Source organism: Streptomyces sp. NBC_00009, assembly GCF_045040855.1.
GTDB classification, from domain to species: Bacteria; Actinomycetota; Actinomycetes; order Streptomycetales; family Streptomycetaceae; genus Streptomyces; species Streptomyces aureus.
The window spans coordinates 2,324,913-2,350,129 of sequence record NZ_CP108312.1 but is presented as its reverse complement, the minus strand read 5'-3'; the positions used below and the strand labels follow the sequence as shown (position 1 = coordinate 2,350,129).

Sequence of the window (25,217 nt, the reverse complement as noted above, 5' to 3'; positions counted from 1 at the left end):
GGGTTTCGACTCTGTGTACGAGCTGAACGGTCAACTACGAGGCCATGCCCCCGGACTGTCCAGCGTGTGAAACAGGATCAAGCCGCTACAGCGGCGGGCGTGGGCCGGCCACCGTCGGCCGAGAGGGGTCAACCACACCGTGACCGCACCGATCGAGACCACTGGGGCCCAGGCCGAGGTGCAGCCCGAGGCTGTGCTCGCCGGCACCAAGGGGCAGCAGATCGAGGGGCGCTCCCTCGGGCGCATCGCCTGGAACCGTTTCAAGAGGGACAAGGTCGCCGTCGCCGGCGGCGTCATCGTCATCCTCCTGATTCTCGTGGCCGCCCTGTCGCGCCCGATCCAGTCCCTCCTAGGCCTTGACCCGAACGCCTTCCACCAGGACCTCATCGACGCCAGCACCTCACTGCCCAAGGGCGAGTGGGGCGGCATGAGCGCCGATCATCCCCTGGGCGTCGAGCCGAAGTTCGGCCGGGACATCCTGGCCCGCATCCTCGAGGGCTCCTGGGTCTCCCTGGTGGTGGCCTTCGGCGCGACCGTGCTGTCGAACGTCATCGGCGCGGTCCTCGGTGTGGTCGCCGGCTACTACGGCGGCCGGGTCGACGCGATCATCAGCCGCCTCATGGACACGTTCCTGGCCTTCCCGCTGCTCCTGTTCGCCATCGCGATCTCCGCGACCCTGCAGGGCGGCGCGTTCGGTCTCGACGGACTTCCGCTGCACATCTGCGTGCTGATCTTCGTCATCGGATTCTTCAACTGGCCCTATCTGGGCCGGATCGTGCGCGGGCAGACCCTTGCCCTGCGCGAGCGCGAGTTCGTGGACGCGTCCCGCGGCATGGGCGCCCGCGGTCCGTACATCCTCTTCCGCGAACTGCTGCCCAACCTGGTCGGCCCGATCATCGTCTACTCGACGCTGCTCATCCCGACCAACATCATCTTCGAGGCTTCGCTGAGCTTCCTCGGTGTCGGCATCCAGCCGCCGCAGGCCTCCTGGGGCGGCATGCTCGACCAGGCCAAGGACTACTTCCAGGTCGATCCGCAGTACATGATCGTCCCCGGCCTCGCCATTTTCGTCACCGTGCTCGCGTTCAACCTGCTCGGTGACGGTCTCCGCGACGCTCTCGACCCGCGCAGTCGCTGAATCCGGCCGCACAGAGAGCTCCACAAGTTTCCGACAATGGAGGGGATTCCGACCATCATGCGAAGGTCATCACTTGCCGCTGTTGCGGCCATCGGCAGCGTGAGCCTGCTGCTCGCCGGCTGCAGCAAGGCCGACGACGGCAACGGCGACGGCAAAACGAAGTCGGCCGGCGCGGACGCCGCGACGAAGAAAATGGTCAACGCGTCCACGAAGAAGGGCGGCACGGTCACCTACGCGATGTCGGACGTCCCCGACTCGTTCGACCCGGGCAACACGTACTACGCGTACATGTACAACTTCAGCCGGCTCTACGCGCGCCCGCTGATGACCTTCAAGCCGGACGCCGGCGAGAAGGGCAACACGCTCGTGCCCGACCTGGCCTCCGAGCCGGGCAAGCAGAGCGACGGCGGCAAGACCTGGACGTACAAGCTGCGCGCGGGCCTCAAGTACGAGGACGGCTCGCCCATCACGTCCAAGGACGTCAAGTACGCCGTCGAGCGCTCCAACTTCGCGCGTGACGTACTCTCGCTCGGCCCGAACTACTTCCAGCAGTTCCTCAAGGGCGGCGACAAGTACAAGGGCCCGTACAAGGACAAGAGCGCCGAGGGCCTCAAGTCCATCGAGACGCCGGACGACACCACCATCGTCTTCCACCTCAACGAGCCCTTCCAGGAGTTCGACTACCTGGTCGCCACGCCGCAGACGGCTCCGGTCCCGCAGGCCAAGGACACCGGCGTCGACTACGTCAAGAAGATCGTGTCCTCGGGCTCGTACAAGTTCCAGAGCTACACCGAGGGCAAGCAGGCCGTCCTCGTGCGCAACAAGAACTGGGACGCCAAGACCGACCCGCTGCGCAAGCAGTACCCGAACAAGATCGTCGTCAACCTGAAGGTCAACCAGTCGACGATCGACAAGGACCTCCAGTCCGGCGACACCCTGATCGACCTCCAGGGCAAGGGCGTCGAGACCCAGACCCAGGCCCAGCTGGTCACCGACCCGGCGAAGAAGGCGAACACCGACAACGCCTACGGTGGCCGTCTCGTCTACGCGGCGATCAACTCCAAGCTGAAGCCGTTCACGAACGTCGAGTGCCGCAAGGCCGTGCAGTACGCGGTCGACAAGGTCTCCGTGCAGACCGCCGAGGGCGGCGACATCCGTGGTGACATCGCCACCACGGTCCTGCCGCCGGACATCACCGGCTACGAGAAGGCGGACACGTACGCCACCGCCGGCAACAAGGGTGACGCGGCCAAGGCCAAGGACGCCCTGAAGGCCTGCGGCAAGAAGACGATCTCGACCACCATCACCGCGCGCAGCGACCGTCAGGAAGAGGTCGACGCGGCCACGGCGATCATCGCGTCGCTGAAGAAGGTCGGCATCAACGCCTCCCTGAAGCAGTACCCGTCGGGCAAGTACTTCACCGACTACGCGGGCGTCCCGAAGTTCAACCAGAAGAACAACGTCGGCATCATGATGATGCAGTGGGGTGCCGACTGGCCCTCCGGCTACGGCTTCCTGCAGCAGATCCTGAACAGCAAGGCGATCGGCGCCTCCGGCAACACGAACCTGTCGGAGTTCACCAACAAGGCCGTCGACGCGAAGCTGGCCAAGGCCATCGCCGCGCCCGACGAGGCCACCCGCAACAAGCTCTACGCGGAGATCGACAAGCAGACCATGGATGAGGCGGTCCTCGTTCCGCTGACCTACTTCAAGGTCCTGCTCTACCGCTCGCCGTACGCCACCAACCTGGTGTCCACGTCGGCCTTCAGCGGTGAGTACGACTACCTCAACATCGGCACCACGAAGTAGCAGCGGCCCCGGAAGGCAGGTGAAGGCATTGGTGCCCGCAGGCCCAGCGGTCTGCGGGCACCAGCGCCGGTCCCCGTGATCTCGTACATCTTCCGCCGGACGATCGCGGCAGTGATCCTGCTGCTGGTCGTCACTGCGGTCACCTTTGGCATCTTCTTCCTGCTGCCACGTCTCGCCGGTCAGACCCCTGACCAGCTGGCGCAGCAGTACATAGGCAAGAGCCCCACGGCCGCGGACATCGCGGCGGTCAAGCACAACCTCGGTCTGGATCAGCCCGTCTACGTCCAGTACTGGCACTTCATCAAGGGGATCGTCACCGGCGCCACCTACGACCTCGGCCCCACCACGGCACACTGCAACGCGCCGTGCTTCGGCTACTCCTTCAAGAACCACGTCCCGGTGTGGCCCGAACTGACCTCGCGGCTCCCGGTGACGCTGTCGCTCGCTGCGGGCGCGGCGGTGATCTGGCTGCTCTCCGGCGTCACGGTCGGGGTGATCTCGGCCCTCAAGCCGGGCTCGTTCTTCGACCGAGCGTTCATGGGAGTCGCCCTCGCCGGTGTCTCGCTGCCCATCTTCTTCACGGGTCAGCTGGCGCTGCTGCTCTTCACCTATCAATGGCCGATCTTCGGCAGAACCTACGTCCCGTTCACCGAGAACCCGGCGCAGTGGGCCAACACCCTCTTCCCGGCCTGGTGTTCACTGGCGCTCCTCTACTCCGCCATCTACGCGCGGCTCACCCGCTCCGGGATGCTGGAGACGATGAACGAGGACTTCATCCGCACGGCACGCGCCAAGGGCCTGCCCGAACGCACCGTGGTCGGCCGGCACGGCCTGCGCGCCGCGCTCACGCCGATCATCACCGTCTTCGGCATGGACCTCGGTCTGCTGCTCGGCGGCGCCGTGATCACTGAGCAGGTCTTCTCACTGCACGGCATCGGCGAGTACGCGGTGCAGGGAATCACCGACAACGACCTGCCGAAGGTGCTCGGCGTGACGTTGCTCGCCGCGTTCTTCGTCGTCCTGTGCAACCTCGTGGTGGACCTTCTCTACGCCGCCGCCGACCCGCGGGTGAGGCTCTCGTGACCGAACTGTCCAAAACCGGTGCCGCCGTGGGCGAGCCGGTGGCCGCGGGCCCGGCCAAGCCCCCGACCGCCTTCCTCGAAGTGCGCGACCTCAAGGTGCACTTCCCGACCGACGACGGCCTCGTCAAGTCCGTCGACGGGCTCAGCTTCAAGCTGGAGAAGGGCCAGACCCTGTCCATCGTGGGCGAGTCCGGGTCCGGCAAGTCCGTGACATCGCTGGCGATCATGGGCCTGCACCGGCTCGGCGCGCGCGGCAAGAACGTGCAGATGTCCGGCGAGATCTGGCTCGACGGCAAGGAGCTGATCGAGGCCGCCCCGGACGACGTGCGCCGGCTCCGCGGCCGCGAGATGGCGATGATCTTCCAGGATCCGCTGTCCGCGATGCACCCGTACTACACGGTCGGCAACCAGATCGTGGAGGCGTACCGCGTCCACAACGACGTGAACAAGAAGGCCGCGCGCAAGCGGGCCGTCGAACTGCTCGACCGGGTGGGCATCCCCGAGCCGGCCAAGCGCGTCGACAGCTACCCGCACGAGTTCTCCGGCGGTATGCGCCAGCGCGCGATGATCGCGATGTCGCTGGCGAACAACCCGCAGCTGCTCATCGCGGACGAGCCGACCACCGCCCTCGACGTCACCGTCCAGGCGCAGATCCTCGACCTGATCAGGGATCTGCAGAAGGAGTTCGAGTCCGCGGTCGTCCTCATCACCCACGACCTGGGTGTCGTCGCCGAGATCGCCGACCAGGTCCTGGTCATGTACGGCGGTCGCTGCGTGGAGCGCGGCCCCGTCGACAAGATCTTCGCCGAGCCGCAGCACCCGTACACCTGGGGTCTGCTCGGATCGATGCCGCGCATCGACCGTGAGCAGACCGAGCGGCTCATCCCCGTCAAGGGCCAGCCGCCGTCCCTCATCAACGTCCCCTCGGGCTGCGCCTTCCACCCGCGCTGCCCGTACGCGGACCTGCCCAAGGGCGGCATCACCCGCACCCAGCGGCCCGAGCTGCACGAGGTCGGCAGCGACCACTTCTCCGCCTGCCACCTCGCGCCGGAGGACCGTACGCGGATCTGGACCGAAGAGATTGCGCCGAAGCTGTGAGTGAGCCCGTGAGCGAGACGAAGAAGGCATCCGCAGGGGACACAGCGGACACTGCGGCGGCCACGGTCCCCGCGCAGGCGGCGTCCCCCGAGGACCGGGAGGTGCTGCTCAAGGTCGAGGGCCTGGTCAAGCACTTCCCGATCAAGAAGGGGATCCTCCAGCGGCAGGTCGCCGCGGTGAAGGCCGTCGACGGGATCGACTTCGAGGTCCGCAAGGGCGAGACCCTGGGCGTCGTCGGCGAGTCCGGCTGCGGCAAGTCGACCATGGGCCGGGTCATCACGAAGCTGATCGAACCCACCGGCGGCAAGATCGAGTTCGAGGGCCAGGACATCACCCGCCTCGGCGCGCGGGGCATGCGCCCGCTGCGCCGGGACATCCAGATGATCTTCCAGGACCCGTACGGCTCGCTGAACCCCCGGCACACCATCGGCTCGATCGTCTCTGCGCCGTTCCGGCTCCAGGGCGTGGAGCCCGAGGGCGGGGTGAAGAAGGAGGTCCAGCGCCTCCTGGAGCTGGTGGGCCTCAGCCCCGAGCACTTCAACCGCTACCCGCACGAGTTCTCCGGCGGCCAGCGCCAGCGCATCGGCATCGCCCGTGCGCTCGCGCTCAAGCCGAAGCTGGTCGTGGCGGACGAGCCGGTCTCCGCGCTCGACGTGTCGATCCAGGCGCAGGTCGTCAACCTCATGGACGACCTGCAGTCCGAGCTGGGCCTGACGTACGTGATCATCGCGCACGACCTCTCCGTCGTCCGCCATGTCTCGGACCGCATCGCGGTGATGTACCTCGGCAAGGTCGTCGAACTCGCCGACCGCACCTCGCTGTACGAGGCGCCGATGCACCCGTACACCAAGGCCCTGATGTCGGCCGTGCCGGTGCCGGACCCCAGGCGCCGCGGCGCCAAGAGCGAGCGGATCCTGCTCAAGGGAGACGTGCCGTCGCCGATCTCGCCGCCGAGCGGCTGCCGCTTCCACACGCGGTGCTGGAAGGCGACGGAGATCTGCAGGACGGCCGAACCGCCGCTGCTCCAGCTCGCCCCCGGACGCCAAGTGGCCTGCCACCACCCGGAGAACGCCGAGGACCAGGCGCCGGGCGACACCAAGCTGCTCGCGGTCGCCAAGGAGGCGATCGAGGTGGTGACGCTGGCGCGGACGGACGCGGACGACGCTCCTGACGAGCCGGCCGAGGCATCGGCCAAGGAGCCGGCCAAGGAGCCGGCCAAGGCGTCGGTTGAGAAGCCGGCCGAGGAGTCTGCTGAGGCTCCCGAGGCGGCTGCCGACGCCGGTGACGACAGTGACGTACAGCCGTCGGACGACGCGGGTGACGCGGACGGGACGGATGACGTACAGGAGTCGTCCGGCAGTTAGCGGGGATTTGACCGAGCAGGTCATGTACACGCCCTGACGGGAGAGTGCAGAGTCTGCGTGTCCGTTACATCGGAACACGCGCGAAGGGACGACTCGATGGCACTCTCCCGTTCGGCACGTCTGGCGGCGGTCGCGACAGCGGCCGCCTCGTTCTGTCTGATCGCCGCGGCCCCGGCCCCCACCCCCGGCTCGGACGGCATCGGCGACCCGTACTTCCCGCAGCTCGGCAACGGCGGCTTCGACGCCACCCACTACGACCTGAACGTGGCCTACGACCCCGCGACCGACCGCCTCGACGGCGTCACCACCGTCACCGCGCGCGCCACCCAGAACCTCTCCTCCTTCGACCTCGACCTCCAGAAGCTGACCGTCACCTCCGTCGAAGTGAACGGCAGACGCGCCCAGTTCACGCGCTCCGGCGACGAGATACGCGTCACCCCGCGCGACGCGATCCGCGACCACCGCACGTTCTCCGTCACGGTCACCTACGCCGGCGTCCCCGAGGCGCTCAACGGCCCCATCGTCTTCGGCTCCGACTACGGCTGGATGAAGACCGACGACGGCGTCTTCGTCGCCTGCGAACCCAACGCCGCCTCCACCTGGTTCCCCTCCAGCGACCACCCCTCGGACAAGGCGACCTACGACATCCGCATCAAGGCGCCCAAGGGCCTCACCGGCGTCTCCAACGGCCGCCTCGTCGACACGTACGACGTCCGGGGCGGGCAGACCGTGCACCACTGGCGCGAGTCCCGGCCGATGGCGACCTACCTCGCGACCGCCTCCATAGGGAAGTTCGACGTCAGGACCGGCAGGACCCCTTCGGGCATTCCGATCTACGTAGCCATCGACCCGGTCCTGAAGAACAGCAACAACGTCGACGTCTACGGCGTCACGGCCGAGGTCACCGACTACTGGTCGAAGGTGTTCGGCCCCTACCCGTTCGAGGAGACCGGCGCCGTCGTCGACGACATGCCGGAGGCGGGCTTCTCGCTGGAGACCCAGTCCAAGCCGAGCTACTCCGCCGTCCGCTCCGAGGGCACGATCGTGCACGAGCTGGCCCACCAGTGGTTCGGCGACTCCGTCTCGGTGCGGCAGTGGAAGGACATCTGGCTCAACGAGGGCTTCGCGAGCTACGGGCCCTGGCTGTGGAACGAGCACAAGGGGCGTACCACCGCCCACGACTCCTTCCTCGCCGCCTACAACTCCGTCCCCGCCTCCTCATCCTTCTGGCAGAGCGTCATCGCCGACCCGCAGCGCGACACCATGTTCAACAGCGCCGTCTACAACCGCGGCGCGATGACACTCCAGGTCCTTCGCGAGCGGATCGGTGACAAGGACTTCTTCAAGCTCCTTCGCACCTGGACCGCCACACACCGCTACGGCAACGCGCAGACCGCCGACTTCATCCGCCTCGCCGAGAAGGTCTCCGGGCAGGATCTCGACGGGCTCTTCCAGACGTGGCTCTACACGAAGGGCAAGCCCGCGTTGTAGGCCATGCCACACCTGGCTCGGGGGGCACCCGGCGGTGCGTAAGAATGTCGGGTGCTTCTGGAACTCTTCACCCCCTCCGTCCAGCATTGGCTGGACCTCATCGGGATCTTCGTCTTTGCGATCTCCGGCGCTCTCCTCGCGGTCCGCAAGAACTTCGATGTCTTCGGCATCGCCGTTCTCGCCGAGGTCACCGCGCTGGGCGGAGGGCTGTTCCGTGACGTGATCATCGGTGCCGTCCCGCCGGCCGCGTTCACCGACCTCGGGTACTTCCTGACCCCGCTGGTCGCCGCCGGCCTCGTGTTCTTCCTGCACCCCGAGGTGGAGCGCACCCAGGTCGCGGTGAACATCTTCGACGCGGCGGGCCTCGGCCTGTTCTGCGTCACCGGCACGGTCAAGGCGTACGACTACGGGCTGGGGCTCACGGCCTCCGCGGCGCTCGGCCTCACGACTGCCGTGGGCGGCGGCGTGCTGCGCGACATCATCGCCAACGAGGTCCCGTCCCTGGTCCGCTGGGACCGCGACCTGTACGCGGTGCCGGCGATCGTCGGCTCGACGATCATCGTCCTGTGCATCCGCTTCGACGTGCTGTCCGCGTTCAGCAGCGGCGCCGCGGTCATCACGGCGTTCGTGCTGCGGCTGCTCGCGATGCGCTACCACTGGCGGGCGCCGCGGGCCTGGCACCGCAGGTCGTCGGCGGCGGAGGTGCCGGAGGAGACGCCCTGACCGGGGTCTCGGCGCTCGGCCTGCAATAAAAGCTACCGCTTAGTAGTTTCTTGTTGTACTGTACCTGCATGGCACAGGTATCGTCCGCCGCGCAGGCGGTCATCGGCGACAGCGAGTTCGACCGCGACACCGCGGTCACCCGGCGCGAGCCCGGTGTGTACGACATCGACCTCTCGGCCGGCTGGACGATCATCAGCGCCGTCAACGGCGGCTACCTGCTCGCCGTGCTCGGCCGCGCCCTCGGTGACGCCCTGCCGCACAGCGACCCGTTCACCATCTCCGCGCACTACCTGACCGCGTCCCGGCCCGGTCCCGCCGTGATCAGGACCGACGTGGTCCGCACCGGCCGTACCCTCTCCACCGGCCAGGCCTCCCTCTTCCAGTACGACGACGAGGGCGCCGAGGTCGAGCGGATCCGCGTCCTCGCCTCCTACGGCGACCTCGACGCGCTCCCGGACGACGTCCGCACCACCGCGAAGCCCCCTCACCTCCCGCCGGCCGAGCAGTGCTTCGGCGCGCAGGACGGCCCCACGCCGATCAAGGGCAGCTCCGCCATCACCGAGCGGCTCGCCCTCAAGCTCGACCCGGCCACGCTCGGCTGGGCGATCGGTTCGCCCTCCGGCAAGGGCGAGATGCGGGCCTGGTTCGGCCTCGCGGACGGGCGCGACGCGGACCCGCTCTCCCTGCTCCTCGCCGTGGACGCGCTGCCCCCGACCGCGTTCGAGATGGGCCTGACCGGCTGGGTCCCGACCGTCGAACTGACCGTCCACGTGCGCTGCCGCCCCGCCCCCGGCCCCCTGCGCGTCTCCATCACCACCCGCAACCTCGCGGGCGGCTTCCTGGAGGAGGACGCCGAGGTCTGGGACAGCGAGGACCGCCTCGTGGCCCAGTCCCGGCAGCTGGCGCGGGCGAAGCTGAGCTGACCGGGGCTCGGTCGCACGGCGTGCGCCGGGTCGGGGTGTGACGTGCGCCGGGTCGGGCTGTGAGGTGAGCCCGGCGCCCTCGGGCGCCGCGCGCCGGGTCGGGCTGTGAGGTGAGGTGAGGCCCCGCGCCTTCGGACGCCGTGCGCCGCGAGATCCTCTGACGTGTGAAATCCGACCGGCTGCTCTCGATCCTGCTGCTGCTCCAGACCCGTGGGCGGGTCGCCGCCCCCGAGCTCGCCGAGCGGCTCGAAGTGTCCGTGCGCACCATCTACCGCGATATCGAGGCGCTCTCCGCCGGCGGCGTCCCGGTGTACGCCGAGCGCGGCCGGCACGGAGGCATCGCCCTGCTGCCCGGCTACCGCACGGACGTCACCGGACTCACCGCCGACGAGTCGCGCGCCCTGTTCATCCTGGCCGCCCAGGGTGCCCACAGCGCGCTCGGTCTCGACGCCGCGTTCCGCTCGGCCCTGCGCAAGGTGATGGCCGCGCTGCCCGAACCGCACCGTCCCGCCGCCGAGCTGACCAGCCGCCGCATCCTCGTGGAGGCGTCACGCTGGAGGGGCGGGCCCATGCCCGCCGTGGACCTGGGCGTGCTCCAGGAGGCGGTGCTCGCCGAGCGGCGTCTGCGCCTGCGCTACCGGCACAGCGGCACCGACACGCCCCGCACCTACACCGTCGACCCGTACGGACTCGTCTCCAAGGCCGGGGTCTGGTACCTCGTCGCCGACCGGCGCGCCGAGCCCCAGCTGTTCCGGGCGGACCGGGTGCGCGAGGCGACCCTCACGGACGCGCCCGTACGGCGGCGCCACGGGGTCCAACTGGCCGATGCCTGGGCCGTGTTGAAGCGTCAGGTCGAGGACAGGCCGAGCGCTGTCGAGGCCACCGCGCGCGTGCGGCGCACCCACCTCGACCTGTTCCTGCGGCTGTGCGGCAACGCGCTGACGGCGCCGCCCGACGACGACGGCCGCAGCGAGTGGATCACCGTGCGTCTCGGCTACGGGGAGGTGCGCGAGGCGCGCTCACTCCTGTCGTTCGCCGACAATGTCGAGGTCGTCGGCCCGCCCGAGATCCGTGACGAACTCGCCCGCTGCGCCGCCGCGATCACCGGCGTGTACGGTCCGCCCACAGGAACTCCGTGACAGCACCGGTCAGTTCGGCCGGCGCGTCCTCCTGTACGAGATGCCCCGCGCCCTCGATCAGCCGCAGCTCCGCGCCCGGGATCAGCTTCGCCAGCTCGTGCCCCCGCGCGACCGGGATCCAGGTGTCATCGGTGCCCCAGCAGATCAGCACGGGCAGGTCCAACTCCCCGTACCGGCCCTGGATCTCGTCGGTGAAACGCTGGTCGTTCTGCTCGATCTGACGGTAGAACGCGGGCTGTCCCTCGGGCGTGCACCAGGGTGCGACCAGTCGGTCGAGTGTCGCCGGGTGCAGGCCCCGGTGGCTCGCCGACCTGATGTACTCGCGCACGAGTGCTTCGTGCAGGGCCGGCGGGAGCTGGGCGAACACCTCGGCGTGCGCGCCGAGATGGCGGTATGTGGGGGAGCCCCACGGGGCGAGCGCCACCGGGTCGACGAGTGCGAGCCGCTCGTAGCGCGCGCCGTGCAGCAGGCGGGCGCGCAGGGCGACACAGCCGCCGAAGTCATGGGCGACGACGGCGGGTTCGGCGCCGGGCCGGTCCAGGCCCCAGTGGCCGAGCAGCTCGGTCAGGACACGGGCGTGCGCGGCCAGGGAGACGTCCTGCCCGTCGTGCTGGGCCGAGGCGCCGTACCCGGGCAGGTCCCACACGTACACGCGGTGCCGGGCGGCGAGCGCGCGGGCCGGGCCGCGCCAGACGTACGAGGAGAAGGGCGTGCCGTGGACGAGGACGACCGGCGGCGCGTCCGCAGGGCCGAGCGCGGCCCAGGCGACGTCACCGGACGAACTGGCGTAGGAGCGGTCGAGGTTCCAGTCGGCGGTCATGCCCTTCAGGCTAGGGCGTGTCCCGGCCGCGGGCGTGGGGGCGCGGGCACCGGTGGCAGGTCACGGGTGGCAGGCCACCTGTGGGCCGGCTTCAGTCCAGCCAGTGCGCCCTGCCGAGGTTGACGAGGCGCAACTGCCGTGTGGCGACGTCGATCGCCGCGTCCATGCGCTCCGGCGGGGTCTCCAGGAAGGCGGACGCGGTCATCACCATGTGCTCGACGTAGTGCCAGGCGAGCATCCGCAGGTCGTCGCGGCTCCAGCCGGCGGACACGGGGTCCGCGGCCAGTCCCTCGGCCACCTCCTCGGCGAACCGCGCGAGCTGCCCGCCGATGGCATCCCGCACCCGCTGGACACCGCCGTGCCGCTCACGCGCGATGAAGCGCACGTGGGAGGGGTGCGTGCGGACCAGACGGGCGATCAACTCGACGGTCCGGCCGAGGCGTTCCTCGTTGCTGCCCGTCGTGGTCAGCATCGTGGTGATCGTCTCGTGCAGGCTGCCGAGCGCCTCCTCGACGAGCGCGACGCCGAGCTCGGCCGTCGAGTCGAAGTGCCGGTAGAACGCGGTCGGCGCGACCCCGACGGCCCGGGTGACCTCGCGCAGCCCCAGGCTCGACAGGCTCTGGTCCTCGAGCAGCTCCAACGCCGCGTCGAGCAGCGCCTGTCGGGTCTTCTGCTTCTGGGCCTGCCGGATGCCGAGGGTGTGACTCATGCCATGCAGTTAACACTTGTTCTCTGTAATGCGGAAGCCGTGCGCGCGCTAGACTCGGGAGTCAGTGAACGGTTGTAATCCCAACTGTCACCGACCCGACCATGAGAGGCACTCATGCTGTTCCTCGTAGCCGCCCTGCTTCTGTTCGGCGTCGCGCTGGGCTCCGTGGCCCACGCGCCTCTTCCCGTCACCCTCGTCGCCGCCGCCGTCATCGGCATCTGGCTGGTCGTCTTCGCCGTGCGCGAGCGGACCGCCCGGCGACGCCACCAGCACTGATCCGATCTGCTTCACCAGAGGGGGTACCACCATGCAACTCACCGCCGAAACCCGTACGACTCCTGACGTGACGCCGCGCGGCGGCGCGCGGGACGCCGACGGAATGGCCGTCGCCTCGTTCGTCCTCGGGCTGCTCGGACTGCTCGTCCTCAACCTCTTCCTCGGCCCCGTCGCCATCGTGCTCGCCGGTCTCGCCCTGTGGCGCGGCACCGCCCGCCGTGGCCGTGCGCTGCTCGGACTCGGGCTCGGCGTGGCCGACCTGGCGGTCCTCGCGGCGTTCGTCGCCGCCGACCACACGGTGTCCTGGAGCCTCACGGGCTGACCCCTGTCACGCTCTGCGTGGGACGGGACCCCACGCGGCGCGGAGCACCGGGACCGGGGCTCGTAGAATCGAGCCCACCATGGCTTACCTCGACCACGCCGCGACCACTCCGATGCTCCCGGAGGCCGTCGAGGTGATGACCGCCCAGCTCGCCGTCACCGGCAACGCGTCCTCGCTGCACGCAGCGGGCCGGCGCGCCCGACGCACCGTCGAGGAGTCCCGCGAGACCCTCGCCGAATCCCTCGGCGCCCGCCCCAGTGAGGTCGTCCTCACCTCAGGCGGCACCGAGGCCGACAACCTCGCGGTGAAGGGTCTGTACTGGTCCCGCCGCGACGCGGACCCCGCCCGCACCCGCGTCCTCTCCAGCCCCGTCGAACACCACGCCGTCCTCGACGCCGTGCACTGGCTCGGTGAACACGAGGGCGCCACCGTCGAGTACCTGCCCGTCGACGCGTACGGGCGCGTGCACCCGGACGCCCTGCGCGAGGCGATCTCCCGCAACCCGGACGACGTGGCCCTCGCCACCGTCATGTGGGCGAACAACGAGATCGGCACGATCCAGCCCGTCCGTGAACTCGCCGACGTGGCCGCCGAGTTCGGTGTCCCGCTGCATGCCGACGCCGTCCAGGCCTACGGTCAGCTCCCCGTCGACTTCGCCGCGTCCGGCCTCGCCGCGATGACCGTCTCCGGCCACAAGATCGGCGGCCCGTACGGTATCGGGGCGCTGCTCCTGGGCCGCGAGTACACCCCCGTACCCGTGCTCCACGGCGGCGGTCAGGAGCGGCATGTGCGCTCCGGGACGCTCGACGTGCCGGCCGTCGCCGCCTTCGCCGTCGCCGGGCGGCTCGCCGCCGAACAGCGCGAGTGGTTCGCCCGCGAGATCGGCGGCCTGCGTGACGACCTGGTCGACGCCGTGCGCGCGGCCGTCCCCGGGGTGATCCTCGGCGGCGACCCGGCCCCCGGCGGCCGGCTGCCCGCCAACGCCCACTTCACCTTCCCCGGCTGCGAGGGCGACTCCCTGCTGCTGCTTCTGGACGCCCAGGGCATCGAGTGCTCCACCGGCTCCGCGTGCACGGCCGGTGTGGCGCAGCCCAGCCACGTACTGCTGGCCACCGGCACCGACCCGGACCTCGCCCGCGGCACCCTGCGCTTCTCCCTGGGCCACACGTCGACCGAGGCGGACGTCGCAGCGGTGGCGGACGCGATCGGACCGGCGGTGGACCGGGCCAGGACGGCCGGGCTGAGCTGACGGCCGGGCTGGGCCAGGGTGTGTCCGGCCCGTGCCGGGCGGCCTACGCCTTGGCCGTGCGCCCCTCTTCATGGGCGCGCTTGACCAGGCGCATGTACCGGTCCCAGTCCCAGTGCGGACCCGGATCGGTGTGGTCCGTGCCCGGCACCTCGACGTGCCCGATGATGTGCTTCCGGTCGACGGGTATCCCGTAGCGCCTGCATATCCCGGCGGTGAGCCGCGCGGAGGACGCGTACATGGCGTCCGTGAAGTCGGCCGGGCGGTCCACGAACCCCTCGTGCTCGATCCCCACACTGCGCTCGTTGAATTCCTTGTTCCCCGCGTGGAACGCCACGTCCAGCTCGCGGATCATCTGCGCTATGTGCCCGTCCTTGCGCACCACATAGTGCGCGGCCGCCCCGTGCCACGGGTCCTTGAAGACCTTCAGCGTGCCCTGGTAGCTGCCCTGTGTGACATGGATGATCACGCGGTCGATCGTGTAGTCCGCAGGGCGGTCCGCCCGCCGCCAGTTCGCTGCCGCCGCGGCCACCCACTCCGCGCCCCTGAAGTCGACCTCGCCGGCCTTGCGCGGCTTGTCGATGCCGGGCATCTGCCACCACATGTGCGCCAGGTCGCTGCGGGCGAGCAGGCCCACGCCGACGGCCGTCGCCGCGCCTCCGATCAGCAGCGTCCGCCGGCTGACCCCCCGGTCACCGTCGCGCTTCGCGCGGCCCCCGGACTTCCGCCGGGACTTTCCCTGTGCTCCCACGACCCGCCCCCGTTCACGTCGTACGAGATCCACAACGGATACTCGCGGGATTCGGTTCCCGCGGCCCCGTACCCTGTTAGAGCTATGACTTCGCAGACCCCGCAGAGCACCCGCCCCCTTCGCGTCCTCGCCGCCATGTCGGGCGGCGTGGACTCCGCCGTCGCCGCCGCCCGCGCGGCGGAAGCGGGCCACGACGTGACGGGCGTCCACCTCGCCCTCTCCGCGAACCCGCAGTCGTTCCGCACCGGAGCCCGCGGCTGTTGCACCATCGAGGACTCCCGCGACGCCCGCAGGGCCGCCGACGTCATCGGCATCCCCTTCTACGTCTGGGACCTCGCCGAGCGGTTCCGCGAGGACGTCGTCGACGACTTCGTCGCCGAGTACGAGGCCGGGCGCACCCCGAACCCGTGCCTGCGCTGCAACGAGAAGATCAAGTTCGCCGCGCTCCTCGACAAGGCGCTCGCCCTCGGCTTCGACGCCGTCGCCACCGGCCACTACGCGAAGGTGGTCGAGCACCCGGACGGCACCCGCGAACTGCACCGCGCCTCCGACATGGCCAAGGACCAGTCGTACGTCCTCGGAGTGCTCGACGACCGCCAGCTCGCGCACGCCCTGTTCCCCCTCGGCGACACGGTCACGACGAAGGACGAGATCCGCGCGGAGGCCGAGCGACGCGGCCTCGCCGTCGCCAAGAAGCCCGACTCGCACGACATCTGTTTCATCGCGGACGGCGACACCCAGGGCTTCCTGGCGTCGCGCCTGGGCAAGGCCGAGGGCGACATCGTCGACGAGACGGGCAGCAAGGTCGGCACGCACGAGGGCGCCTACGGCTTCACGATCGGCCAGCGCAAGGGCCTGCGCATCGGCACCCCGGCCCCCGACGGCAAGCCGCGCTACGTCCTCGACATCTCGCCGGTGAACAACACGGTGACGGTCGGCCCCGTCGACTCCCTCGACGTCACGGCCCTCACGGCCATCAAGCCCCGCTGGTGCGGTACGGCCCCCTCGGGACCGGGCAGGTACACCGCGCAGCTGCGCGCCCACGGCGACGAGACGCCGGTGACGGCGGAGCTGGTCGACGGCACCCTGACCGTCACCTTCGACGAGCCCGCACGCGGCGTCGCCCCCGGCCAGGCCATCGTGCTCTACGACGGCACGCGCGTGGTCGGCTCGGCGACGATCGCGACGACCACGCGCGCGAAGGCCGTCGCCTAGGGGCTTTCGTTTGGATCATGCTGGGCTCGCGGGGTGCGCGGGCCTACGCCGAGAAGAAGTCGGTGAGCAGCGGACCGAGCGTGTCCGGGTCCACCGCGTGGGTCTGGCCGTCCAGCGTGCGGTACGTCCCGTCGGGCACCGCCTCCGCCACTGTCCGCGCCGCCTCGCGCATCCACGCGGGGCTCGCCCCGCCCGCGACGACGAGCACCGGCACGGTGATCGAGGCCAGCCGCTCCCGCGGCACCAGACCGTCACCCATCGCGGCGTCGTCGTAGGCGAGGGTCGGCGCGACCGCCTCCATGTCCAGCCACCAGGGTGACCGCCGGGCGCCCGCGATCAGCTCGGCGGGCGTGCCGGTGAGCGACATGAACAGCTCCACCGCGTCCCCGTTGCGACCGTCGGCCAGGAGCCCGGACAGCTGCCGCGTGTACTCCGCGCGCTCCTTGCCGCCCCCTTCGTCGGGCGCGAACGGGGGTTCGTACACGGCGACTCGGGTCACCGCAAGCCCGCTCGCCGCGGCCTCCAGGGCCAGCGCCGCGCCCGAGGACATGCCGTACAGCGCCGCGCTGCCGCCCACCGCGTCGATGAGCGCCGCGATGTCCTCCACCTCGCGGGCGACCGCGTACGGGGCCGTGTCACCGCTCGCGCCCCGGCCCCTGCGGTCGTACGGGACGGCGCCGAGTCCGCCGCTCAGCCGGGCGGCCAGCGGCTCCATCGACGAGCCCGCCGACAGGGCGCCGCTCACCAGGATGACCGCCGGACCCGCGCCGGTGCGCTCGTACGCGATGGCCGTGCCGTCGGAGGAGTTCGTCTTCTTGTCCATGAACGTGAAGACTCCCCCGCCCGGCGGAACTCATCACGCGGTCAGGCGATTTCCACCTCGTAGAAGCACAGGTGGTCCTTGATCTCGGCCACGTCCGGCTTCGGGTCCGGGTACGACCACACCAGGTCGGGGGCGTCCGGCAGGGACCAATAGGACGCCGTTCCCTTGAAGGGGCAGTACGTTTGCGTGTCGGACGGGGTCAGCAGATCCACGCGGACGTCCGCCGGCGGGATGTAGTAGCGCACGGGACAGCCCGTCTCGCGCAGCAGCAGCGGACGTGTGCTCTGCGCGAGCACCACCCCGCCGTGGACGACGCGTACGGAACCGGTGCCCTGCTCGATCGTGATCGTGTGTCCATCAGCCATACCTGAGACAGCACCGGCAGGGGCGCCGTTCTTCCCCCGTACCGTAGGACGAATGAACATCTGCGTCTTTCTCTCCGCCGCCGACCTCGCCGACCGCTACACCCGCCCCGCCCGTGAGTTCGCCGAACTGCTCGGCAAGGGCGGGCACACGCTCGTGTGGGGCGGTTCGGAGAGCGGGCTCATGAAGGTGGTGGCGGACGGCGTGCAGGAGGCCGGAGGGCGCCTCGTGGGCGTCTCCGTGGACTTCCTGGCCGCCAAGGCGCGGACGAACGCCGACGAGATGGTGATCGCCCGTGACCTCGCCGAACGCAAGGCACTGCTCCTGGAGAAGGCCGACGCCGTCGTCATCATGGTGGGCGGCACGGGCACGCTCGACGAGGCCACCGAGATCCTTGAGCTGAAGAAGCACGGCAAGCACACCAAGCCGGTCGTCCTGCTGAACACGGCGGGCTTCTACGACGGCCTCAAGGAGCAGTTCCGCCGCATGGACGAGGAGGGGTTCCTGCCGCTGCCGCTCACCGAACTCGTCTTCTTCGCCGATGAGCCCGTCGGCGCGCTGGCCTACCTGGAGACGCACCCATCAGCGGCTGCCGCCGCGGAAGTCGGCACGCTCTAATGCGAGCATGGCCCGTATGGCAACACATGTGATCACCGGGGCCGGATCAGGTATCGGCGCGGCAGTGGCGCGCCGTCTGCACGCACGCGGGGACGAACTCGTCCTCCACGCGCGCGACGCGGCCCGCGCGAAGGAACTCGCGGCCCAGTTCCCCGGCGCGGGCACCCTCGTCGGCGACCTCGCCGACCCGGACAGGCTCTCCTGGGCGTTCTCGCACCAGTCGCTGCCCGACCGGGTGGACTCGCTGCTGCACATCGCGGGTGTCGTCGACCTCGGCCCGGTCGGCGAGCTCACCCCCAAGTCGTGGCGCCACCAGCTGAACGTGAACCTGGTCGCCCCCGCCGAGCTGACCCGCCATTTCCTGCCCCAGCTCCGCGTCGCCCACGGCCACGTGATCTTCGTCAACTCCGGTGCGGGCCTCAGCGCACATGCCGACTGGTCCGCGTACGCCGCCTCCAAGCACGGCCTGAAGGCGCTCGCCGACTCCCTGCGCCAGGAGGAGCACGGCAACGGCGTGCGGGTCACGTCGGTCTACCCGGGCCGCACGGCCAGCGCCATGCAGGTCAAGGTGCACCAGCAGGAGGGCAAGCCGTACGACGCCGCCCGCTGGATCGACCCGGAGTCGGTCGCCACGACCATCGTCATGGCCCTCGACCTGCCGCGCGACGCCGAGGTCAACGACCTCACGGTGCGCCCCGGCCGCTGACGGAGCCTCGGTCCACCTGCGCTTGAGCCGGCCCCGGCCCCGTTACGTACGCTTCGCGGGTGAGCGAAAACAGCAAGTTCAGGCCGGGGCCCGCCACCGGCGTCGGATCGATGCCCGGTGGCGACGCGCGCGAGGCGGCCAAGACGGTCACCGGCAGTGTCGAGGAGTTTCCGTATCTGGCGGAACTGCCCGCACGCGGACCCGGCGCCGACATGATCGGCCGGACCGCCGGACTGCTCGTCGAGCTCTACGCGCGCGTGGAGCCCAGCGGCTGGCGGCTCGGGGACCGGCCGGGCCGCGACACCCGGCGCGCCCGGTCCTGGATGGGCGAGGACCTTGACGCCCTCGAGGAGTTCACGCAGGGCTACCAGGGGCCGTTGAAGGTGCAGGCGGTCGGCCCCTGGACGCTCGCCGCCGCCCTGGAACTCCGCAACGGCGAGGTCGCCCTCTCCGACGAGGGCGCCTGCCGCGACCTCGCCGGCTCGCTCGCCGAGGGCCTGCGCCTCCACCTCGACGACGTGCGCCGCCGCGTCCCCGGCGCCGAGATCGTGCTCCAGCTCGACGAGCCGTCCCTCATCGCCGTACTGCGCGGCCAGGTCAAGAGCGCCAGCGGATACCGCACCCACCGCGCCGTCGACCGCCAGCTCGTGGAGAGCACGCTCCGCGAGGTCGTCTCGGTCCACGACGGGCCCGTCGTCGTGCACTCCTGCGCCCCCGACGTCCCGTTCGCCCTGCTGCGCCGCGCGGGCGCCGACGCCATCTCCTTCGACTTCTCGCTGCTCACCGAACGTGACGACGACGCGATCGGTGAGGCCGTCGAGGCCGGCACGCGGCTCTTCGCAGGTGTCGTGCCGGGCACGGACAGCCCATCGGCGCCATTGTCGGACCCTGCCGGTAGCGTCATGGGAGTCAGGACGCTGTGGCGCAGGCTGGGGCTGAATCCCGGCTCCCTCGCGGAGTCGGTCACGGTCACTCCGTCGTGCGGTCTCGCGGGGGCCTCTCCCGCGTACGCGCGCGCCGCGCTCGCCCACTGCGTCCGGGCGGCGAGATCACTCGCGGACAACCCAGAGTGACGGGTCCGGGTCCGCACAGGGACAAACGGGAGGACGAGACGGTGGCCGGCGAACAGCAGCACGCACAGCCCGCAGAGGTGCCCGCGACGGCACGGGAGCAGCACGCGCGGCTCGCCGAGCAGATCGACGAGCACCGCTTCAGGTACTACGTGAAGGACCAGCCGGTCGTCAGCGACGGCGAGTTCGACCAGCTCCTGCGCTCCCTCGAAGCGCTGGAGGAGCAGTACCCCGAGCTGCGCACGCCCGACTCGCCGACGCAGAAGGTCGCGGGCGCGTACGCCACGGAGTTCACGGCAGTCGAGCACCGCGAGCGCATGCTCTCCCTCGACAATGCCTTCGACGACGCCGAGTTGGCCGCCTGGGCCGACCGCATCGCCCGGGACGTCGGCACGCCCGACTACCACTTCCTGTGCGAGCTCAAGATCGACGGCCTCGCGGTCAACCTCACGTACGAGGACGGCAGGCTCACCCGCGCCGCCACCCGCGGAGACGGCCGCACCGGCGAGGACATCACTCCCAACGTGCGCACGATCGCGGAGATCCCCCACCGCCTCAAGGGCGACCGCGTCCCGGCACTCGTCGAGATCCGCGGCGAAGTCTTCTTCCCCATGGAGGCGTTCGATCAGCTCAACGCGCGCCTGGTCGAGGCCGGCGACAAGCCCTTCGCCAACCCGCGCAACGCGGCGGCGGGTTCGCTGCGCCAGAAGGACCCCCGCGTCACCGCGACCCGCCCGCTCCACATGGTCGTGCACGGCATCGGCGCCCGCGAGGGCTTCGACATCGACCGCCTCTCCCAGGCCTACGAGCTGCTGCACGAATGGGGCCTGCCCACCGCCCGGCACAACAGGGTGGTCGACAGCATCGAGGACGTACGGGAGTTCATCGCCCACTTCGGGGAGAACCGCCACTCCATCGTCGAGCACGAGATCGACGGCGCCGTCGTCAAGCTCGACGAGATCCCCCTCCAGGGCCGCCTCGGCTCCACGTCGCGCGCGCCGCGCTGGGCCATCGCCTGGAAGTACCCGCCGGAGGAGGTCAACACCAAGCTGGTCAACATCCGCGTGGGCGTCGGCCGCACCGGCCGCGTCACGCCGTACGCACAGGTCGAGCCGGTCACCGTGGCCGGCTCCGAGGTCGAGTTCGCGACCCTGCACAACCAGGACGTCGTCAAGAAGAAGGGCGTCCTCATCGGGGACACCGTCGTCCTGCGCAAGGCGGGCGACGTCATCCCGGAGATCCTCGGCCCGGTCGCCGACCTGCGCGACGGCAGCGAGCGGGAGTTCGTGATGCCCGCCGAGTGCCCCGAGTGCGGCACCCCGCTGCGGCCCATGAAGGAGGGCGACATCGACCTCCGCTGCCCGAACGCCCGGTCCTGCCCGGCCCAGTTGCGCGAGCGCCTCTTCTACCTCGCGGGCCGCAAGTCCCTCGACATCGAGAACTTCGGTTACGTGGCGGCCGCCGCCCTCACCAAGCCCCTGGAGCCGGCCGAGCCGGTGCTCGCCGACGAGGGCGACCTGTTCGACCTCACCATCGAGCAGCTGCTGCCGATCCGGGCGTACGTCCTCGACCAGGACAGCGGCCTGCCCAAGCGGGACCCGAAGACCGGTGAGGAGAAGATCGCCACGGTCTTCGCCAACCAGCAGGGCGAGCCCCGGAAGAACGCCCTGTCCATGCTGGAGAACATCACGGCGGCCAAGGAGCGGCCGCTCGCCCGCATCATCACCGGCCTGTCCGTGCGCCATGTGGGGCCCGTCGCCGCGGAGGCGCTGGCCCGTGAGTTCCGCTCCATCGACCGCATCGAGCAGGCCACCGAGGAGGAGCTCGCCGCCACCGACGGCGTCGGGCCGATCATCGCCGCCTCGCTCAAGCAGTGGTTCGCGGAGGACTGGCACCGCGAGATCCTGCGCAAGTGGCGGGCCGCCGGGGTGCGGATGGAGGAGGAGGGCGCCGGTGAGGACCAGGGACCGCGTCCCCTCGAAGGCCTCACCGTCGTCGTCACCGGCACCCTCGAGCACCACACCCGAGATGGCGCGAAAGAGGCCCTGCAGAGCAGAGGCGCCAAGGTGACGGGCTCCGTTTCCAAGAAGACCTCCTTCGTCGTAGTGGGGGACAACCCGGGCTCCAAGTACGACAAGGCGATGCAGCTGAAGGTTCCGGTTCTGAACGAGGACGGGTTCGCCGTCCTGCTCGAACAGGGACCGGACGCGGCGGCGGACGCGGCGCTTCCGACCGAGGAGTAGCGGTTGAAGGCCACCCGTTCAGCGCATACCAGATGCATACGGGTGGCCGGGGCGCATTCGGGCAACCGTGGGCGACCGCTGCCCCTGGAAGCCTTCTGCGGCCTACTGTTGAGGGGTGCGCCTGCCGTGCCCGGCTGCGGATGGGGCACCCCCTGCCCACGACGGGCACGGGGCAGTGAACGAGGACGCGGTACCGCTGACGGAAGTCGTCCGCGGCGGATCGCGTGGCGTGGGCACCGCCGGCTGTGAGAGGGACGGGAATGGAACCGACCGAGAGCGCCGCTCCGGACTCACGGCTGCGCACGCGCTGGCGCGTGTGGCGAGGCGCCGAAAGCCCGGCGCCGGCCGCGCGCAGCGTGCCGGGACAGGACGAGACCGGCGAGAAGGACGAGACCGGCGAGACGGACCAGGGGGACGGGCGCCGCGCGGACGACGCCGCCCCGGCAGCGCGCTCCGCGGACGACGGTCCGGGCGGGAGCGAGCGCGGTGGTTCGGTGAGCAGGCGCGGTGCGTGGCGCGCAGCGTTCGGGATCCGCGGCGCAGGGCGTACGCGCCGTCGCGCGGGCTCCGGTGCGCAGGGCGAGAGCGGACGGAGCGGCTCCGCAGGCGCATCGGCGGGATCCGCGGCGCCCGCACCCGGCTGGCCCGCGTCCGGTTCGAACGGCGGAGCCGGGATCGGCGCCTACGGCGTCCCCGGATCCGGTGCGGTGGCGCCCGGTTGGCCCGCCCCGGGTTCGAACGGCGGGGCGGGCATCGGTGCCATCGGCGGTACCGGCTCCGGAGCGGCGGTGAGCGGCGGGACCGGCTGGACCGGGGCCGCCGCTGACGGTGGTTCCGGGTGGACGGGCGCCGAAGCGGGAGACGCGGGCGGCTGGCCGCGTGCGTACGGGACCTTCGGCGGGGCGTTCGGCGAGGCCTTCGGTGAGGAGGGGGACGGCCGGGAGCGCTCCTGGCTGGGCGCGCTGCCCATGCCGCCCCTCGCGATCGTCGCCCTCGCCTCCGCCGTGCTCGGCACCGGCTTCTACCGCGCCTTCACGGGCAGTCACGCGCTCTTCCCGTCCGGCGCCGTCGGCTGGTCCCTCGCCGTACTGACCGGCATCATCGTCGGCCACCTCGTCGCGCTCGGCCGCGACCGCTGGTGGGGCGGCACCGGCTCGGGCGCGGCCTTAACGCTCGCGGTCCTGCTGCTCTACGGCTGGGTGCCCGCCGGCATGGTCAGCCTCACCGTCGTCGTCCTCGTCGGCATCGCCCGCCGGCACCGCTGGCGCCAGGGCATCCTGCACGGCGCGGTCGACATCATCGGCATCGGCGCGGGCGCCCTCGTGCTCGCCGTGTTCGGCCAGGTCCCGTCCGTGGAGTCCCCCTGGAAGCCGGAGACCTGGACGGTTCTCAACGCCCCCGAGGTGGCGCTCGTCGCGGCCGCCTACCTCGCGGTCACCCGCAGCCTGCTCTGGTACGTCCACGCGCCGCGTGCCTCCGGGCTGCCCACCGTCGCCCGCACCGCCCTTCTGCGGCAGGGCCTCGTCGGCGTCGCGCTACTCGGCATCGCCCCGCTGATCTGCGTGGTCGCGATCGCGCTGCCCGTGCTGCTGCCGCTGTTCGCCGTCCCGCTCATCGCGCTCGACTCGACGCTGTGGATCGCCCGGGCCCGCGCCGAGGAGCAGCTGCGCGACCCGCTCACCGGGCTGCCCAACCGGCAGTGGCTACTGGAGCGGACGTGGACCGCGCTCGACGACGCCGAGCGGATCGGCGCGCGCAGCGCCCTCCTGCTCATCGACCTGGACCGCTTCCGGGCGGTCAACGACACCCTCGGCCACCTCGCGGGGGACCGGCTCCTGCTCCAGATAGCCGACCGGCTCCGGATGGCCCTGCCCCGCGGGGCGGAGGCCGCACGCCTCGGCGGCGACGAGTTCGCCGTACTCCTGCCCGTGGCCGACTCCACGACCTCCGCCACGCGAGTGGCGCGCACCCTGGTCGCCGCCCTCGGCTCCCCGCTCGACCTGGACGGGCTCACTCTGGTCCTGGAGGCCAGCGCCGGGCTCGCCGTCTTCCCCGACCACGCGCTCGACGCCGAAGGGCTCCTGCGCCGCGCGGACGTCGCCATGTACCAGGCGAAGCGCGACCGTACGGGCGTCGAGGTCTACGAGTCGAAGCGGGACTCCAACACCCCCGACCGCCTCGGCCTGCTCGGCGATCTGCGCCGCGCGCTCGACGCGGGCGACGTGGAGCTGCACTACCAGCCGAAGGTCCGCTTCGACGGACAGGTCGCCGGCCTCGAGGCGCTGGTGCGCTGGGTGCACCCCGAGCGGGGGAAGGTCCCGCCGGACGAGTTCATCGCCATCGCCGAGTCGTCCGGACTCATGCCCCATCTGACCGAGTACGTCCTGGAGACGGCGCTCGCGCAGGTTGCCCGCTGGCGGGCGCAGGGCCTGCGCGTGCCGGTCGCGGTGAACGTGTCGCCGAGGGACGTGCACACCCCGGGATTCGCCGGCGCGGTCGCCGCGCGGCTCGCCCGGCACGGCGTCCCCCCTGGCGCCCTCCAGCTGGAGATAACCGAGCACGTCCTGCTGGAGGACCCCCAGCGCGCCGCCGACACGCTCGCCGGGCTCACCGGGCACGGAGTGAAGATGTCCCTCGACGACTTCGGCACCGGCTACTCCTCCCTCGTCCACCTGCGCCGCCTTCCGGTCAGCGAGCTGAAGATCGACCGCTCGTTCGTGGCCCGCCTGGCGGTGGACAACGAGGACGCGGAGATCGTCCGCTGCACCGTCGACCTGGCGCACTCGCTCGGCCTGCTCGTCGTCGCCGAGGGCGTCGAGGACGACGAGACCTGGGAGCGTCTGCGCGACCTCGGGTGCGATGCCGTCCAGGGCTGGCTGGTCGCCGCCGCGATGCCGCCGGACGAGACGACGGCGTGGCTGCGGGCACGCGGCTCCCGCGGATGGCAGCGGCCCTCCGTCCTCGCCGCCGAGGCCGAGGACCAGTCATCGGGACAGACGGTCAACTGAGCCGTACAGGGGTGACCGGGGAGCGTCAGGACCCCTGAACGGGAAACCGTTTAGGGGGCACGGCCCCCGGCCCCATAGGATTGGGGCCAGTCGTCCCACACCCGTCTGTCGTGCGACGCCCGGCACGCACGCTCGCCGCGTTGCCGAATCGTCCACGCGGCTCCGCCGCGAGGACGCTCCGGCGCCTTGCGATCACACGCACCAGACGACGCACGACCCGCCCTTCGGGCGGACGACGGGAATGGGACGACTGGCCCCGGCCCACACCACACTCACTCAC

Annotated in this window: 23 protein-coding genes; 18 read left to right on the top strand and 5 right to left on the bottom strand. The window is 70.9% G+C overall.

All coding sequences use genetic code 11. The annotated features are described in order from the left end of the window. Positions 1–139 precede the first annotated feature (139 nt). From OHA58_RS10360 to OHA58_RS10320, 9 genes are all read left to right on the top strand, one after another. On the top strand, positions 140–1,138 hold the full coding sequence (locus tag OHA58_RS10360) for an ABC transporter permease (protein WP_405478445.1): 999 nt from the start codon (positions 140–142) through the stop codon (positions 1,136–1,138). Between the two features lie 36 nt (positions 1,139–1,174). Then, a complete protein-coding gene (locus tag OHA58_RS10355) occupies positions 1,175–2,947 on the top strand; it encodes an ABC transporter substrate-binding protein (protein ID WP_405478444.1) in 1,773 nt (590 codons plus the stop codon). Between the two features lie 75 nt (positions 2,948–3,022). Beyond that, complete coding sequence (locus OHA58_RS10350; protein ID WP_405478443.1) at positions 3,023–4,030, top strand: ABC transporter permease; 1,008 nt, start codon at positions 3,023–3,025, stop codon at positions 4,028–4,030. Next, complete coding sequence (locus OHA58_RS10345) at positions 4,027–5,127, top strand: ABC transporter ATP-binding protein (protein WP_405478442.1); 1,101 nt, start codon at positions 4,027–4,029, stop codon at positions 5,125–5,127. Before OHA58_RS10350 ends, OHA58_RS10345 begins: the two co-directional genes overlap by 4 nt. A gap of 8 nt (positions 5,128–5,135) precedes the next feature. Continuing rightward, positions 5,136–6,491, top strand: a complete 1,356-nt coding sequence (locus tag OHA58_RS10340; RefSeq protein WP_405478441.1) for an ABC transporter ATP-binding protein — start codon at positions 5,136–5,138, stop codon at positions 6,489–6,491. A 96-nt stretch (positions 6,492–6,587) separates the two neighbouring features. Beyond that, positions 6,588–7,982 (top strand): M1 family metallopeptidase, encoded by a 1,395-nt coding sequence (locus tag OHA58_RS10335; protein WP_405478440.1) that lies wholly within the window; start codon positions 6,588–6,590, stop codon positions 7,980–7,982. 51 nt (positions 7,983–8,033) lie between these two features. Then, a complete protein-coding gene (locus OHA58_RS10330) occupies positions 8,034–8,705 on the top strand; it encodes a trimeric intracellular cation channel family protein (protein ID WP_116509627.1) in 672 nt (223 codons plus the stop codon). 68 nt (positions 8,706–8,773) lie between these two features. Beyond that, a complete protein-coding gene (locus OHA58_RS10325; protein WP_405478439.1) occupies positions 8,774–9,628 on the top strand; it encodes a thioesterase family protein in 855 nt (284 codons plus the stop codon). Between the two features lie 164 nt (positions 9,629–9,792). Beyond that, positions 9,793–10,767: a helix-turn-helix transcriptional regulator gene (locus OHA58_RS10320; RefSeq protein ID WP_405478438.1), complete on the top strand. Its 975-nt coding sequence runs from the start codon at positions 9,793–9,795 to the stop codon at positions 10,765–10,767. On the opposite strand, the gene OHA58_RS10315 is transcribed toward OHA58_RS10320, so the two are convergent. Both OHA58_RS10315 and OHA58_RS10310 read right to left on the bottom strand, forming a co-directional pair. Further along, on the bottom strand, positions 10,730–11,587 hold the full coding sequence (locus tag OHA58_RS10315; protein ID WP_405478437.1) for an alpha/beta fold hydrolase: 858 nt from the start codon (positions 11,585–11,587) through the stop codon (positions 10,730–10,732). The two genes, OHA58_RS10320 and OHA58_RS10315, sit on opposite strands and share 38 nt — an antisense overlap. 91 nt (positions 11,588–11,678) lie before the next feature. After that, on the bottom strand, positions 11,679–12,296 hold the full coding sequence (locus tag OHA58_RS10310) for a TetR family transcriptional regulator (protein ID WP_405478436.1): 618 nt from the start codon (positions 12,294–12,296) through the stop codon (positions 11,679–11,681). Between the two features lie 114 nt (positions 12,297–12,410). Here OHA58_RS10310 and OHA58_RS10305 point away from each other — a divergent pair, with 114 nt between their 5' ends. The 3 genes from OHA58_RS10305 (at position 12,411) to OHA58_RS10295 (ending at position 14,143) form a co-directional block, all read left to right on the top strand. Beyond that, positions 12,411–12,572, top strand: a complete 162-nt coding sequence (locus OHA58_RS10305) for a hypothetical protein (RefSeq protein ID WP_405478435.1) — start codon at positions 12,411–12,413, stop codon at positions 12,570–12,572. Positions 12,573–12,603: 31 nt separating this feature from the next. Beyond that, the gene (locus OHA58_RS10300; RefSeq protein WP_405478434.1) at positions 12,604–12,894 is read left to right on the top strand and encodes a DUF4190 domain-containing protein; all 291 of its coding nucleotides are present in this window, start codon (positions 12,604–12,606) and stop codon (positions 12,892–12,894) included. Positions 12,895–12,973: 79 nt separating this feature from the next. After that, positions 12,974–14,143, top strand: coding sequence for a cysteine desulfurase family protein (locus OHA58_RS10295; RefSeq protein WP_405478433.1), 1,170 nt, complete (start codon positions 12,974–12,976; stop codon positions 14,141–14,143). A gap of 43 nt (positions 14,144–14,186) precedes the next feature. Here OHA58_RS10295 and OHA58_RS10290 read toward each other — a convergent pair whose 3' ends face one another. Beyond that, on the bottom strand, positions 14,187–14,891 hold the full coding sequence (locus OHA58_RS10290; RefSeq protein ID WP_405478432.1) for an N-acetylmuramoyl-L-alanine amidase: 705 nt from the start codon (positions 14,889–14,891) through the stop codon (positions 14,187–14,189). An 84-nt stretch (positions 14,892–14,975) separates the two neighbouring features. Here OHA58_RS10290 and mnmA point away from each other — a divergent pair, with 84 nt between their 5' ends. Next, positions 14,976–16,106, top strand: coding sequence for a tRNA 2-thiouridine(34) synthase MnmA (mnmA, locus tag OHA58_RS10285; RefSeq protein ID WP_405478431.1), 1,131 nt, complete (start codon positions 14,976–14,978; stop codon positions 16,104–16,106). Between the two features lie 43 nt (positions 16,107–16,149). Here mnmA and OHA58_RS10280 read toward each other — a convergent pair whose 3' ends face one another. Together OHA58_RS10280 and OHA58_RS10275 are read right to left on the bottom strand one after the other, a co-directional pair. Further along, positions 16,150–16,929, bottom strand: a complete 780-nt coding sequence (locus tag OHA58_RS10280) for an alpha/beta fold hydrolase (protein ID WP_405478430.1) — start codon at positions 16,927–16,929, stop codon at positions 16,150–16,152. Between the two features lie 41 nt (positions 16,930–16,970). Then, positions 16,971–17,294 (bottom strand): DUF427 domain-containing protein, encoded by a 324-nt coding sequence (locus OHA58_RS10275; RefSeq protein ID WP_405478429.1) that lies wholly within the window; start codon positions 17,292–17,294, stop codon positions 16,971–16,973. Positions 17,295–17,346: 52 nt separating this feature from the next. On the opposite strand from OHA58_RS10275, the gene OHA58_RS10270 reads away from it, so the two are divergent. From OHA58_RS10270 to OHA58_RS10250, 5 genes are all read left to right on the top strand, one after another. Then, a complete protein-coding gene (locus OHA58_RS10270; protein ID WP_405478428.1) occupies positions 17,347–17,910 on the top strand; it encodes a TIGR00730 family Rossman fold protein in 564 nt (187 codons plus the stop codon). A gap of 7 nt (positions 17,911–17,917) precedes the next feature. Then, positions 17,918–18,616, top strand: a complete 699-nt coding sequence (locus OHA58_RS10265) for an SDR family oxidoreductase (protein ID WP_405478427.1) — start codon at positions 17,918–17,920, stop codon at positions 18,614–18,616. A 59-nt stretch (positions 18,617–18,675) separates the two neighbouring features. After that, the gene (locus OHA58_RS10260) at positions 18,676–19,689 is read left to right on the top strand and encodes a methionine synthase (protein WP_405478426.1); all 1,014 of its coding nucleotides are present in this window, start codon (positions 18,676–18,678) and stop codon (positions 19,687–19,689) included. 41 nt (positions 19,690–19,730) lie between these two features. Then, positions 19,731–21,929 (top strand): NAD-dependent DNA ligase LigA, encoded by a 2,199-nt coding sequence (gene ligA / locus OHA58_RS10255; protein WP_405478425.1) that lies wholly within the window; start codon positions 19,731–19,733, stop codon positions 21,927–21,929. 752 nt (positions 21,930–22,681) lie between these two features. Next, entirely contained in the window at positions 22,682–24,937 is a 2,256-nt protein-coding gene (locus OHA58_RS10250) for a putative bifunctional diguanylate cyclase/phosphodiesterase (RefSeq protein WP_405484883.1), read from the top strand. The last annotated feature ends 280 nt before the right edge of the window (positions 24,938–25,217 follow it).